The 13,029-nt window shown below is 60.4% G+C and carries 11 protein-coding genes and 1 pseudogene; 7 read left to right on the top strand and 5 right to left on the bottom strand.

Features of this window, described 5'->3' with window-relative positions:
• The first annotated feature begins 13 nt into the window (after window positions 1–13).
• Window positions 14–931 (top strand): bifunctional helix-turn-helix transcriptional regulator/GNAT family N-acetyltransferase, encoded by a 918-nt coding sequence (locus AC1Q9F_RS01155; protein WP_492619257.1) that lies wholly within the window; start codon window positions 14–16, stop codon window positions 929–931.
• A gap of 3 nt (window positions 932–934) precedes the next feature.
• On the opposite strand, the gene AC1Q9F_RS01150 is transcribed toward AC1Q9F_RS01155, so the two are convergent.
• The 4 genes from AC1Q9F_RS01150 to AC1Q9F_RS01135 form a co-directional block, all read right to left on the bottom strand.
• Complete coding sequence (locus AC1Q9F_RS01150) at window positions 935–2,137, bottom strand: FAD-dependent monooxygenase (protein WP_492619258.1); 1,203 nt, start codon at window positions 2,135–2,137, stop codon at window positions 935–937.
• Window positions 2,134–2,655, bottom strand: a complete 522-nt coding sequence (locus tag AC1Q9F_RS01145; protein WP_492619259.1) for a MarR family winged helix-turn-helix transcriptional regulator — start codon at window positions 2,653–2,655, stop codon at window positions 2,134–2,136. The genes AC1Q9F_RS01150 and AC1Q9F_RS01145 overlap by 4 nt, the downstream gene beginning before the upstream one ends.
• 210 nt (window positions 2,656–2,865) lie before the next feature.
• Window positions 2,866–3,399 (bottom strand): leucine-rich repeat domain-containing protein, encoded by a 534-nt coding sequence (locus tag AC1Q9F_RS01140; RefSeq protein WP_492619260.1) that lies wholly within the window; start codon window positions 3,397–3,399, stop codon window positions 2,866–2,868.
• Between the two features lie 292 nt (window positions 3,400–3,691).
• Window positions 3,692–4,900, bottom strand: a complete 1,209-nt coding sequence (locus AC1Q9F_RS01135; protein WP_492619449.1) for an MFS transporter — start codon at window positions 4,898–4,900, stop codon at window positions 3,692–3,694.
• A 229-nt stretch (window positions 4,901–5,129) separates the two neighbouring features.
• Here AC1Q9F_RS01135 and AC1Q9F_RS01130 point away from each other — a divergent pair, with 229 nt between their 5' ends.
• The 6 genes and pseudogenes from AC1Q9F_RS01130 to AC1Q9F_RS01105 all read left to right on the top strand — a co-directional run bounded on the left by AC1Q9F_RS01130 (window position 5,130) and on the right by AC1Q9F_RS01105 (window position 12,080).
• A complete protein-coding gene (locus AC1Q9F_RS01130) occupies window positions 5,130–6,062 on the top strand; it encodes an AraC family transcriptional regulator (RefSeq protein ID WP_492619261.1) in 933 nt (310 codons plus the stop codon).
• An 87-nt stretch (window positions 6,063–6,149) separates the two neighbouring features.
• On the top strand, window positions 6,150–6,605 hold the full coding sequence (locus AC1Q9F_RS01125) for a (2Fe-2S)-binding protein (protein ID WP_440094113.1): 456 nt from the start codon (window positions 6,150–6,152) through the stop codon (window positions 6,603–6,605).
• Entirely contained in the window at window positions 6,605–8,857 is a 2,253-nt protein-coding gene (locus AC1Q9F_RS01120) for a xanthine dehydrogenase family protein molybdopterin-binding subunit (RefSeq protein WP_492619262.1), read from the top strand. Before AC1Q9F_RS01125 ends, AC1Q9F_RS01120 begins: the two co-directional genes overlap by 1 nt.
• A gap of 17 nt (window positions 8,858–8,874) precedes the next feature.
• Window positions 8,875–10,227, top strand: a complete 1,353-nt coding sequence (locus AC1Q9F_RS01115; RefSeq protein ID WP_492619263.1) for a c-type cytochrome — start codon at window positions 8,875–8,877, stop codon at window positions 10,225–10,227.
• An 11-nt stretch (window positions 10,228–10,238) separates the two neighbouring features.
• Window positions 10,239–11,300 carry an XdhC family protein gene (locus tag AC1Q9F_RS01110; RefSeq protein ID WP_492619264.1) on the top strand — a complete coding sequence of 354 codons (1,062 nt, stop codon included), beginning with the start codon at window positions 10,239–10,241 and terminating at the stop codon, window positions 11,298–11,300.
• Between the two features lie 418 nt (window positions 11,301–11,718).
• Window positions 11,719–12,080: pseudogene (locus AC1Q9F_RS01105) on the top strand (DUF6124 family protein).
• A gap of 186 nt (window positions 12,081–12,266) precedes the next feature.
• Here the strand turns inward: AC1Q9F_RS01105 and AC1Q9F_RS01100 are convergent.
• On the bottom strand, window positions 12,267–13,025 hold the full coding sequence (locus tag AC1Q9F_RS01100) for an SDR family NAD(P)-dependent oxidoreductase (RefSeq protein ID WP_492619265.1): 759 nt from the start codon (window positions 13,023–13,025) through the stop codon (window positions 12,267–12,269).
• Between the last annotated feature and the right edge of the window lie 4 nt (window positions 13,026–13,029).

Here is a 13,029-nt window from a genome sequence, read left to right as displayed (position 1 = left end):
TGAGCATGACGCCATGTCCACAATCACCGACCGCGCCGACATCGTCCGGCAATTCAACCGTTTCTACACCCATCAGATCGGCGTGTTGCAGGAGCATCTGCTGCAAAGCGACTACTCGCTGACCGAGCTGCGCATCCTTTACGAACTCGCGTCCGGCGGCGATCTGACCAGCGCCGACCTACGCCAGATGCTCAGCCTCGACGCGGGTTATATGAGCCGGATCATCAGCGGTTTCGACAAAAAGGGCTTGATCCAGAAAGTCCCCTCCGTCACCGACGCCCGCGCCAGTCAATTGCACATCACCGACCTCGGCCGCGAGATCCTCGCGCCGCTGGAGCAAGCCTCGCGACAAGAGGTCATCATCCTGCTCGAACGCCTCGCCGAACCGCAGCAACTGCAACTGATCGCCTCCATGAAGCAGATTCAAACCCTGCTCGAAGGTGGCCAGCCGACGACCTACCTGCTGCGCGATCCACAACCCGGCGACATGGGGCTGGTGGTGCATCAGCAGACGGCGATCTACAGCCGCGAATACGGCTGGAATTCGGAGTTCGAAGCGCTGGTGGCCGAGATCGTCGCCAAGTACCTGCGCGAATTCGACCCCACGGGCGAGCGCTGCTGGATCGCGGAAAAGGACGGCAAGGTGGTGGGTTCGGTGTTCGTTGTCCGCCACGATGAAACCACCGCCAAACTGCGCATGCTCTATGTGGACGCCAGTGCGCGGGGCCTGGGGATCGGCAATCGGCTGGTCGAGGAATGCCTGCGGTTTGCCCGGGATGTCGGCTACAAAAAGATGATTCTGTGGACCACCAGCAATCTGGTGGATGCCCGCCGGTTGTATCAGCGGGCAGGTTTTGAGTTGGTCGAGGAAGAGCCGATTCACAGCTTCGGCAAGGAGCTGGTGAGTCAGACCTGGGCGATCGAGTTGTAAGGTTTATGCTCGCGGTGAGTCGTCGTAGTCAGGCAGGACGATCGCGTCAGCTTTCGGCGAAAGGATTTTGCCGAACAGTTTCTTGAGCCCCGGCGCAGTGGCCATCCGCAGCACGGCATGGCCGAGTGCAATGCCCAGACGCGAATGCGGCGAGGCCAGTCTCGGGGCGAATTTCGGCACGCTTTGCGCCTGGGCCACGAACGGACGCATCAGCGCTTCATAGGCGGCGAAGGCCTGACGGTGATCGGCGTGGCGCCCGAGTTCTCCGGCCAATACGTAGGCGCCGCACAGTCCCAGGCTGGTGCCCATGCCGCTGATGGGCGACGCGCAATAGGCCGCGTCCCCGAGCAGCGCGATGCGCCCCTTGGACCAACGGGGCATTCGGACCTGACCCACAGCTTCCAGATACAGATCGGTGGTGTTATCCAGCGCGGCGAGCACGCGAGGCGTTTCCCAACCGGCATCGGCAAACAGTTTTTTGAGCAAGGATTTCTGTGCGTCCTGCGCCAGCTTCTCGTATCCGCTCGGCGCTTGCTGAAAAGACAAAAACGCACGCGTGGTGCCGAGGTTGTCAGGACGTAAACAGACGCAACGGCCGCCCGGCAGGTTGTGCCAGCGCATCACCTGGCCGTCGCTCGGCTGTCGAGGCACGGTGAAATAGGCCGTGTAGAGATCGAGGGGGCGCCGCTTCACTTCATCGCCGAACACTTGATTGCGGGTCGTCGAACCGATGCCTTCGGCCACGATCACCAGGTCGTAAACCTGTTCCCCGCCCTGCTTGAAACGCACATGAACCTGCTCGCCATCGTCCTCGATGGTTTCAATGCTGTCGCCGAACCGGTAGGTGACCCGGTCCTCACTGTGCTGGATCAACAGCTTGGCGAGCTCACCGCGCAGGATTTCCAGTTCCGCAATTGGCCCGTCACCGTCAAACGCATCGACCCCGATGAACGCCTTGGTCTGGTTGTCCCGGTCAACGAAAGCGATGCCCTGCTCGTGAGTCGTGTTCGCCCGAATCAGATCTTCCAGCCCCATGCGCCGCACTACTTCACGCCCGGCGCCGCGCACGTCGATGGTTTGCCCGCCATCGCGAAACGCCGGCGCCCGCTCGACCACCGTGACGTCCATACCCTGACGCGACAGCCAATACGCCAGCGCGGGGCCGGCGATGCTTGCACCGGTGACGAGTATTTTCTGTGGTTTCATTCTGAGTCCTGCGCTTCAGAAGTGGCGGTCGTGCTGCCCGGCAACGTGTTGCGGTAGACCTCGATCACCTGCCCGAGAAAGGTCTCGATGACTGCGCGATCCCGGTCGTCGAGCGCACCCAGCACCGCGCTCAGCCCATTGAGCATCGGCGCGATATGCCGATAGGCCTGCGCCACCGATTCCGGCACCGGGCACACCAGCACCCGGCGCTTATCGTTGAGCTGTCGCTCGCGCACCACATGTCCGGCGCGCTCCAGCCGGTCGATAACCTGGGTGATGCCCGCCGTGGTCACGGACAGACGCGAGGCAAGCTCGGTCGGCGGCAACGGCCCATCGGTGATCAAATGTTCCAGCGCCGCCACGTCGGTCTGATTGATGCCCAGTGCGACACCCAACTGACCGGCCGCTGCGCGGGTCAGGATGGCGATCTGTTGCAACTGCTGGCCCACGGGATCGCTGGCGATTTGCAGGGTGCGTGGGTCTTCGGCTGTGTTTGGCGCAGATGATGGCGACGTCATGGGCAGGAGTTTTCCGGGGATTTTGGAGCTGATCGGTGTGTGGCGAGCGAAGGTAGCATATAGCTAACTTGCTTAGCTAGTTTTGAAAAAATCGCCCTCTGCCGCTCAATTCTTCGAAGCAAAGCAAAAAGGGGACAGCAAAAAGGGGACTGATTTATTTTTCAGTCAATAAATCAGCTCCCTTCTCTCCAGCCCCTTTTCTTTAATTTGTCATGCATCGTTCACCAACTGCTCGAACTGGCGGGTGAGCTTTTCGAATCGAGGTGCATCACATGCCGGGCAAAGGAAAGGCATTCTTCGCCCCCTGAACATGGACGTCAGACCACTGCACTTCGTACAACGCAGATGTGTTTCCACATAGGCAGTCAGAGGCTCGACGAGCTGGTCATTCGATCGGCTGGCGAGAAAGGCGATCTGCGATCGATCAAACTGGTTCGTCAAACTCAAGTGGCGCAGATGCGTGCAGCGAGCGAGGAACGTGATGTCATCGACCTCGAACTTCGCGTTGGCCAGCGAAAATCGGGTGAGCGTGGAAATACGACTAACAGGTTCGATTGATTCAAGGCGTAGAGCTGACCCGCCACCCAGGCTGCCGCACAGACGCAGCTCGGTCAGTTCACTTAGCTTCTCAAGCCCGTCAAGGCGTCGTAACTTTGGGAAGTTTCCAATTGCCAGATGCGTCAGGCCACTCAGTCTGGAAACAGGTTCCAGCGATTCAATTTTTGTTGCCCATTCCAGCGTCAATCGTCGTGTATGGGTTAACCGCTCGATCCCTCAAGCGAAGCAAGCTTGAGGTTGTAAAGGGACAGCTCCTTCGCTTTACATCCAGAGAGCACCGTCGGCCATACTTTTGCTGAAATGTTCCGTAGATCGAGCTCGTCGCTTTCGCCAGTTCTTCTTCAGAAAACGGGCGATCCAAACACAGCCCCATGGCTGACATCCTTAGAAATTGTTCCATAAGACGAAACGTGAAGCCTCCCAGGAAAATAGATCAGTCCCCTTTTCAGTCCCCTTTTCACCAATGGGTTCTATTTCATCAGACGGTGGCGTTTGATGCGGTTGGATGAACTTCAATGGCACTGCGACCCGCCAGCGAGGCCAGCACAGACGCGAAGACCAACACGGCGGCGCTGAGTTCGAAGGTAGCTTTGTAACCGCTCAGATCAAAGGCCAGACCGCCAATGATTGCGCCTGCGGCGATCGCCAGTTGGACAATGGCCACCAGCAAGCCGCCTCCAGCCTCTGCATCATCCGGAAGCGTTCGCGCCAGCCATGTCCACCAGCCAACCGGCGCGGCCGTGGCAACCAGTCCCCACAGACCGAGCAACACAGCGGTCAGCACCGCAGACTTGCCGAAGCTGACCAACGCCAGCGCGATGGCCGCCATGATCAGCGGGATGACGGTCAACGTACGGTAGAGGCCGCGACCCATAAACCGTTCGATCAGAAAGGTGCCGATAAAACCTGCCACTCCAAGCCCCAGCAGCATGAAGGACAAGGTTGAGACACTGACGCCAGTCACGCCTTCAAGGAAGGGCCGCAGGTAGGTGAACAGCATGAATTGGCCCATGAAAAATACGCTGACGGCGACCATGCCCAAAGCAACTGGCAACTGCTTCATCAGACTCAGAACGTTGCCGCTACTTGCCTGGCGCTCGGCCTTGAAGGACGGCAGGCTGATCAGCAGCCACACGGCTGCCAACGCTGCCACCGGAACCACACAGAAGAATGCGCCACGCCAGCCGATCAACGAGCCCAGAAAGCTCCCCGCCGGAGCGGCGATGACCGTCGCCAGGGCGTTACCACCATTGACGATGGCCAACGCACGGGAAACCTGATCAGGTTGCACCAAGCGCATGGCGGTCGCCGCCGACAGTGACCAGAAACCACCAATCGCGATCCCGATCAAGGCGCGTCCAAACATGAATGACGCGTAGCCCGGGGCGAACGCGACGACCGTACCGGAGACGATCATCAGCAAGGTCAGGCCCAACAACAATTTCTTCCGTTCGATGCGAGCGGCGACCGAGGCAATCAACAGACTGGTGATCAATGCAAAGGCACCGGACACGGAAATCCCCTGCCCGGCCTGACCTTCGGTGATGTGCAGATCTGCTGCAATCGGCGTCAGCAGGCTGACCGGCATGAATTCTGAAGCGACCAAGGCGAATGCCGCCAACGACATGGCCAGCACGGCGCTCCAGCCGCCAGTTCTTTTAGAAGGATCTGTAGAAACAAACGTCATGAGAACAACCTGTGGTGCGGAATACGTGTGGATTTGATGCGCAGGGGTAAGTAGTTCTTCGCCCATGCGGGCACTGCCCCTGTAACAGATAGACACATTCTCCCGGTCAATCCGGCCCTTCCCTAGCGCATTCCTCTTGAATGCTTGCCTGATCCTCTGGCGATGCAGGGCGATGGATAGGAAACGTCTCGCGCGCGCATTAGAGTTCGGTCAACAGGAGTGACCCGACATGATCCCTACCCCTCCGCCCCAGGAATCGCCTTTGGCCGTGCACATCGACCCGCACGTGCGCGCACCGGGCGACTTCGCCACGCCGATACCCGGTCTGTCTCTGTTTCGTCGCGACCAGCCGGCGCCCCCCGTTGTGTGCATGATCGAGCCCAGCCTGATTCTCGTGGGCCGCGGCGAAAAGCGCTTGTGGGTGGGCGGTGAGGGTTACAGCTATGACCCGTCGCGGTTTCTGGTCACGTCGCTGGACCTGCCCGCCAACTCCGAAGTGATGCTCGCCAGTCCCGGACAGCCCTGTGTCGGCCTCGTGCTGAAGCTGGATGTCAGCATGCTCGCCGAGGTCATTACCAAGAGCGGCTTGCCCGCGAAACGCCAGCCATCAACGGGTACGGGGGCTGCGATTGGCAGCCTGTCGTCAGCTTTGGAGGACGCGCTCGATCGCCTGCTGGCATTGCTCGATGAACCCGAGGCGATCCCGATTCTGGCGCCGCTGGTTCTCCGAGAGATCCACTATCGGCTGCTCCACACCGACCAAGGCCCACGGCTGCGACAGATCATTGCCGTCGATGGCCAGGGTTATCGCATCGCCAAGGCCATTGACTGGCTCAAGGTCAACTACACCGATGCCCTGCGCATCGACGATCTGGCCGCGCGGGTGCAGATGAGCGCGCCTACTTTTCACCATCATTTCCGCCAGCTCACCGGTATGAGTCCGCTGCAGTACCAGAAATGGCTGCGGCTCAACGAGGCACGGCGGCTGATGCTGGTAGAGCGCTTCGATGTGTCGCGGGCGGCGTTTGCGGTCGGCTATGAAAGTCCTTCGCAATTCAGCCGCGAATACGGCCGGCTGTTCGGCACGGCTCCAAGTCGTGACATCGCCCTTCTGCGCGGACAACCGTTCGAGGCTGAAGCGCTCGGCACCGTAGCGAATTGATCGAACAACCAGCTTCACCGGTGATGCGCCTCGCCGCGTGTCATCGCTCATAACAATGCACGTCAACCGATGATCAGCGGGTGAACCATGGAACTACGAATCAACCAGAAGACCTATCAGGTCGATGCCGACGCCGATACGCCCTTGCTGTGGGTGATCCGCGATGATCTGGGCATGACCGGGACCAAGTACGGCTGTGGATTGGCGCAATGCGGCGCCTGTTCGGTGCTGGTGGACGGCAATGTGGTGCGTTCCTGCGTCACGCCGGTGGCCGGCGTCGTCGGCCGCGAGGTCACCACCATTGAAGCCATCGAAACCGATGAAGTGGGCAAACGGGTGGTCTCGACCTGGGTCGATCTGCAGGTCGCCCAGTGCGGCTACTGCCAGTCCGGGCAGGTGATGGCCGCCACCGCACTGCTCAAGCAAAACCCCAAACCGAGTGATGCGCAGATCGAGGCGGCGATGGTCAATCTTTGCCGCTGCGGTACTTACAACGCCATTCATGCTGCCGTGCATGAGCTTGCCGGCAAGGGAGAAGCGTGATGAACGTTCGAATCGACCCCTCACTGCAAGCCTCAGCACTGGACCTGCACGAACCGATCAATGTTTCGCGCAGACGTTTTCTCACCGGTACCGCTGTCGGCGCACTGGTCCTCGGCTTCGGCCTTCCGCTGGGTGTGACGCGCGTACAAGCGGCTGCAGCAACTGCAACTGCCGATCGCGGCACGCAGGTCCCGGCGTTTCTCGAGATCCGCCCGGACAACCACGTGCGTCTGCTCTGCCCATTCATGGAAGGCGGACAAGGCACGTTCACTGCGATGGCGCAGATTGTCGGTGAAGAACTGGATGCCGACCCGGCGACCTTTCTGGTCGAGGCCGCGCCGCCCGGCGAAGCCTATGTGGTGATGGAAAACGGCATGCGCATCACCGGCGGCAGTATGTCGGTGCGCATGAGTTACCCGGTCATGCGCCGCCTCGGTGCCCTTGCCCGCGCCATGCTGTTACAGGCGGGCGCTCAGCAACTTGGCGTGCCGGTGAGCGAGTTGAGCACCGAGCCAGGCAAGGTCGTGCATGCCAAGTCCGGGCGCTCGTTGGCCTACGGTGAACTGGCAGAGCGTGCGATGGATCTGCCGGTTCCCGATCCGGCCTCTGTGAAACTGCGTGATCCGAGTCAGTTCCGCTGGATCGGCAAACCGGTGAAGCGCCTCGATGCCTACGACAAGTCCACTGGCAAGGCGCTGTACAGCATCGATCTGAAGATCGACGACATGCTCCATGCTGCCGTTCAACATGCCCCGCGTCTGGGGATGACGGTGGGCAATCTGCGCAACGAAGACCAGGTCAAGGCAATGAAAGGCGTGCATTCCGTGCATCGTCTGCCGGGCGCTGTGGCGGTGGTCGCCGAGCGCTGGTGGCACGCCAAACGTGCCGTCGAGGCGATTCAGGTCGACTGGCAAGAACCCACCGCCGACAGCAAAGTGCGGCCAATGCCCGCCGACTTTTCCAGCGACGCCTGGCTCACGCGCCTCGCTGAAGATAAAGGCCCCGCCAAGGATGATGAACATGAAGGCGATGTGGCTTCGATTCTCAAGGAGTCCAAGACCCGGATCGACGCCACTTACCACAACCAATACCTGAACCACGGGCAGTTGGAGCCGCCGTCAGCACTGGCCCGATTCAATCCGGACGGTTCGCTGGAAGTCTGGCTGCCGAATCAGGCGCCGGACATGTTCCGTGCCGACATCGCCAAACGCACAGGCCTGGATCCGTCGCGCATCACCTTGCACTCGCCGCTGCTGGGAGGCTTCTTCGGCCGGCATTTCCTTTACGACTCCGCCAATCCCTACCCGCAGGCGATCGCGCTGTCGAAAGCAGTTGGCCGTCCGGTCAAGCTGATCTGGAGTCGCGAAGAAGAGTTCCTGCGTGATGTGCTCCGCCCGGTTGCCGCCGTGAATTTCCGCGCGGCACTGGACAGTGACGGCTGGCCGCTGGCAATCGAAGCGATCAGTGCCACCGAAGGCCCGACCGAAGCCCTCGCCGGCAAGCAAGGTGAAAAGCTCGACCCGACGGCGCTTGAAGGCTTGTCGGGCAAGTCCTATGCGATCCCCAACAAACGCATCGCGCAGATCTACGTCAAAGGCCCGGCAATGCTCGGTTACTGGCGTTCGGTGGGTAACTCCCTCAACGACTTCTTCTATGAATCGTTCCTTGATGAGCTGGCCGACAAGGGCGGCAAAGACCCGTTCGACTTGCGCCTGCATTTGCTGCGTGAGAACAAACGGCTGACCACGTTGTTGCAAGCAGTGGGTGAGTTGTCGGGTGGCTGGAAGCGCGGTCCGTTTACCGCCGAGGATGGCAGCCGGCGTGCGCGCGGTGTGGCCATGGCTTCGCCGTTCGGTACGGAGACTGCGGTGATCGCCGAGGTGTCCATCGAAAACGGCCAGGTCAAGGTGCACGACATCTGGCAGGCGATTGACCCCGGCAGCATCGTCAATCCGGCGATTGTCGAGGCTCAGGTGAACGGTGCCGTGGCGTTGGGACTGTCGCAAACATTGGTGGAGGAATCTGTCTGGGTGGACGGCAAACCCCGGGCGCGCAACTACGACTTGTATCCGATCCTGCCGCCTGCGCGGATGGCACGGGTTCATGTGCGTGTGGTCGAGAGCGGGGAAAAAATGGGTGGCATCGGTGAACCGCCATTGCCTGCGGTCGCGCCCGCTGTCGCTAACGCGGTGGCAGCGCTAACCGGTCAGCGGGTGCGCAGCCTGCCCCTGAGCCGACACTCCTTCACCTGATCAGCGCCGGAGCGTTCATGAATAACAGCCGATTCGCAAGAACCGCTGGCTGGCTGGCCGTGCCGTGTCTGGTTGCGGCAGGCCTGCTGGCCTGGTATGTCACCCGCGAGCCTGTTTCGCGCCTTGAAAACCATCAGATCGCCGTGGCCGACATCGACCCGGCACTGGTCTCGCGTGGCGAATACGTTGCCAGACTCAGCGATTGCGTGGCCTGTCACAGCGTGCCGGATGGCGCGCCGTTCGCCGGTGGGCTGGAAATGGCCACACCGCTGGGCGCGATCCATGCGACCAATATCACCCCGGATATGGAAACCGGCATCGGCCACTACAGCCTGGCGGACTTCGACCGTGCCGTGCGCCACGGCGTAGCTCCCGACAGTCGCCGGTTATACCCGGCGATGCCCTACCCGTCCTATGCCAAGCTCAGTGACGATGACGTGCGTGCGCTATACGCGTTCTTCATGAAAGGCGTGGCGCCGGTCAAACAGGCGAACATCCCGAGTTCGATTCCGTTCCCGCTGAACCTGCGCTGGCCGATTGCACTGTGGAACGGCGTGTTTGTCGACACCGAACCTTACGTGACAAAACCGTCGCAGGATGAACGATGGAACCGCGGCGCTTATCTCGTGCAGGGCGCCGGGCACTGTGGCAGTTGCCACACGCCGCGCAGCCTGGCGTTCAACGAGAAGGCACTGGATGAGTCCGGCAAGCCATACCTCGCCGGCGCCCTGCTCGATGGCTGGTACGCACCGAGCCTGCGTGATGATCACAACACCGGGCTGGGCCGTTGGAGCGAGTCGGAAATCGTGCAGTTCCTCAAGACCGGGCGCAACCAACATGCGGTGGTCTACGGCTCGATGACCGAGGCGTTCAACAACTCCACGCAATTCATGAGCGATGAAGATCTGACCGCGATTGCCCACTATCTGAAGTCGCTTCCCGGGGATCGCGAACGAGATGGCGCGCCGTGGCAGTACCAAGCGGTTTCGGCAGCGCAACGTCTGGACTCGCCCGGTGCTCATACCTACGTGACGCGCTGTGCGTCGTGCCACGGTCTGGACGGCAAGGGTCAAGCGCAATGGATGCCACCGCTGGCCGGCGCGACGTCTGCACTGGCCAAGGAAAGCGCCTCGGCGATCAACATCACCCTCAATGGCGCGCAACGTGTGGTGGCGGCTGGCGTGCCGGATGCCTATCGCATGCCGGCCTTCCGTGAGCAATTGTCGGATCAGCAGATCGCCGAAGTGCTGACTTTCATGCGCAGCATCTGGGGTAATCAAAGCAGTGCTGTTGACGCGCAGACGGTGGGCAAACTTCGTGAGCACACCGATCCGGCCAGCAGCAGCCCGATCATTCTGCAGATGCGTTAGAGGAAAACCTGATGGAGAGCATCGACTTGCTGGTTCTGCGCACAGCGCGGGACTGGCTTGCCGCCGGCGAGCGTGTGTTGCTCGCCACGGTGGCGCGCACCTGGGGTTCATCACCACGGCCAACGGGTTCGATGATGGCTTTGCGTGACGATGGTCGCGTGGTGGGCAGCGTGTCCGGTGGCTGCATCGAAGACGATTTGATCCATCGCTATACCACGGCCCATGGCGGCAGCGCTTTTAGCGACTGCGCGCCGCAAGTGGTGCGCTATGGCGTCAGCGCCGATGAGGCGCATCGCTTCGGCCTGCCCTGCGGTGGCACGCTTGAACTGATCCTGGAGTTCAACCCGGCGTGGCAGTCACTCGACTCGTTGTTAGTGCAACTGGACGCCGGGCAACTGGTCCGTCGTCGCCTGAAGTTAGAGTCCGGTCAGGTCATGCTCGAACCAACCGCGACGCCGGAACAATTCAACTTCGATGGCACGCAAATGCTCAACACCCTGGGGCCAGGCTATCGGATGCTGATGATCGGCGCCGGCGCGCTGGCCGAGTATCTGGCCACCATGGCGCTGTTCAACGGTTTCAAGGTGGCGGTGTGCGATCCGCGTCCCGAGTACATCGAAACCTGGGCGGTGGATGGCGTGGAGCGGATTGTCGGCATGCCGGACGACGTGGTCCGCGATTTCGCGGTCGATCTGCGCACCTGCATTGTCGCCTTGAGTCATGACCCCAAACTCGACGATCTGGCTCTGCTCGAAGCGCTCCACAGCCCGGCGTTTTACATCGGCGCCATCGGCTCTCGTCGCAACAGCCAGCTGCGCCGCGAACGCCTGATCGAACATTTTGGCGAGACCGAGACGTCGCTTGAGCGCCTGCACGGGCCGATCGGCCTCTACATCGGCAGCAAAACGCCTGCAGAAATCGCCGTTAGCGTGATGGCCGAGATTCTTGCGGCCAAGAATGGTGCGTGCTTGCCGAGTGGGCTCAGCGTCGCCCAAGCGAAACACTCCATTGAGTCTGTGGCCTCCTGCGCAAAAAACCAAGTTCACACCTTGAATGTTGCGCCACCTCTGTGAAGTGGGAGGCCGGTCGGATGATTCTCATATTTAATTTTCTTTGGAGGTTGTTTAAGGGTTTCTTCCATCCGTGTTTAAAGACACTCAGCGTTACTTCCTCAAGGCTACAACGCCTTGCGTCATTGCCTACGACTACGCCAGAATCCGCCGGCTTGTGCGTCTACGACGCGGGTTTTATCGTTTCCCAGTCACTGAAAAACAGTGATGGGGTTTGGTAGCCCGCTTCGTTCTAGACTCATGGCGTCACCGTGTGCAGCCCTTTCTCGGGGCTCGGATTTCATGGTGGTCATGCGTGGGGCTCATTCGTGGGCGCCGGGTTCTAGTGCGACCGGTCTACCAACCCGCGTATGGCCGCCACCCAACGTTTGGTAGCGAAGGGTGATGGTTCCTTTTGGTAATCGCGCTAGAGGATTCATCCATGTTCAAACCAACACCCAACCCACCAGAAACCGATCCGGTTTCCCCTACAAATTCCCCGATTCCCGAACCCTCAACGAAGCCGCCGAACGCGCCCTCGATCACTACCTCACTCCGCAGCAACGGATCATGGGTAGCCACCACAAGCACGACCCGATGTACCTAGCTAACCCGGCCTACAACACCGAATCCTTATTGGCCAACGCCAGCGAATCATTGGGATCGGCGAGCGAAATGCTCAACAACTTTGCTGCCACGCTGGAGCCTGCTCACCGCAAGACTGCGATCGGGATTGCGCAGTTGGTGATGTTGAGTGAATTGGCGGTGAATCAGGCGTTGGATCATGTTGAGGTGAAGGGCTAAGCGTTTGCCCCTGTGGTGACCGGCTAGTTCGACGCCACAGGAATGAGTGTTGACCGAAGCTGCCATGGTGAATGGCAGCTGTCGGCCAAAGCAAATGTTGCCGATTGTGACCAGGTCCAATCTCCAGCTTCAGTGTCCGCCCTCTTTTTTATGTCGTGGAGCCGGCCGTTCGCAGCGACATAGACTTCAGATTTGCGACAAACCACCGTCGACCATCAGCTCCACGCCATTCACATATCTGGCGTCGACCGAGGCCAGAAACAGTGCCGCGCTGGCAATTTCTTCAGGTTGTGCCATGTAGCCCAGTGGCGTGATTTGCTCGACGTATTGGCGTAGTGCAGCGATGTCGATCTCGCTCATTTTCAGCCCGTTGTCCATCAGCGGCGTGCGTGTGAAGCCAGGGCTCAACACGTTTGCGCGGATTTTGCGGTCCTTGAGTTCGTTGGCCCACGTGCGTGCAAATGATCGCACCGCCGCCTTCGACGCGTTGTACAGACTCAAACCCTCCATACCATTGCTGGAGCAGATCGAGGCGGTCAAGACGATGGACGAAGCGTCTTTCATCAAGGGAAGAAGTGTTTGAACGCTGAAAAAAACGCCTTTCACGTTCACGTCGAACATGGCGTAGTAAGCAGCCTCGCTGGTCTCTCCGAGCGGATTTTTCTCACAGATCCCGGCATTCGCGAACACCGCGTCAAGCCGGTCGTCCCGCGCCTGGATTGTCGCTTTGAGCGCGTCTAGATCAGCCTGACGCGATACATCGGAAACCACCGCGACAGCTTTGTCGCCGAGTCTGGCAACCGCCGCCTCCAGCGTTCCCGCTGCCCGTCCAGTGATGTAAACGCGTTTGGCGCCCTCGGCGATCAAGGCTTGCGCAATGGAAAATCCGATCCCCGTGGAACCGCCGGTCACGACGGCAACCTGATCGATGAATTTACCTGACATGTCT

Source organism: Pseudomonas sp. GW823-FHT04A03 (assembly GCF_058796615.1).
This window is presented reverse-complemented; position numbering and strand designations above follow the sequence as displayed.

Coding starts and splice junctions, on each gene's coding strand:
- AC1Q9F_RS01155 (WP_492619257.1), top strand. CDS start 14: ATGTCCACAATCACCGACCGCGCCGACATCGTCCGGCAATTCAACCGT.
- AC1Q9F_RS01150 (WP_492619258.1), bottom strand. CDS start 2,137: ATGAAACCACAGAAAATACTCGTCACCGGTGCAAGCATCGCCGGCCCC.
- AC1Q9F_RS01145 (WP_492619259.1), bottom strand. CDS start 2,655: ATGACGTCGCCATCATCTGCGCCAAACACAGCCGAAGACCCACGCACC.
- AC1Q9F_RS01135 (WP_492619449.1), bottom strand. CDS start 4,900: ATGACGTTTGTTTCTACAGATCCTTCTAAAAGAACTGGCGGCTGGAGC.
- AC1Q9F_RS01130 (WP_492619261.1), top strand. CDS start 5,130: ATGATCCCTACCCCTCCGCCCCAGGAATCGCCTTTGGCCGTGCACATC.
- AC1Q9F_RS01125 (WP_440094113.1), top strand. CDS start 6,150: ATGGAACTACGAATCAACCAGAAGACCTATCAGGTCGATGCCGACGCC.
- AC1Q9F_RS01120 (WP_492619262.1), top strand. CDS start 6,605: ATGAACGTTCGAATCGACCCCTCACTGCAAGCCTCAGCACTGGACCTG.
- AC1Q9F_RS01115 (WP_492619263.1), top strand. CDS start 8,875: ATGAATAACAGCCGATTCGCAAGAACCGCTGGCTGGCTGGCCGTGCCG.
- AC1Q9F_RS01110 (WP_492619264.1), top strand. CDS start 10,239: ATGGAGAGCATCGACTTGCTGGTTCTGCGCACAGCGCGGGACTGGCTT.
- AC1Q9F_RS01100 (WP_492619265.1), bottom strand. CDS start 13,025: ATGTCAGGTAAATTCATCGATCAGGTTGCCGTCGTGACCGGCGGTTCC.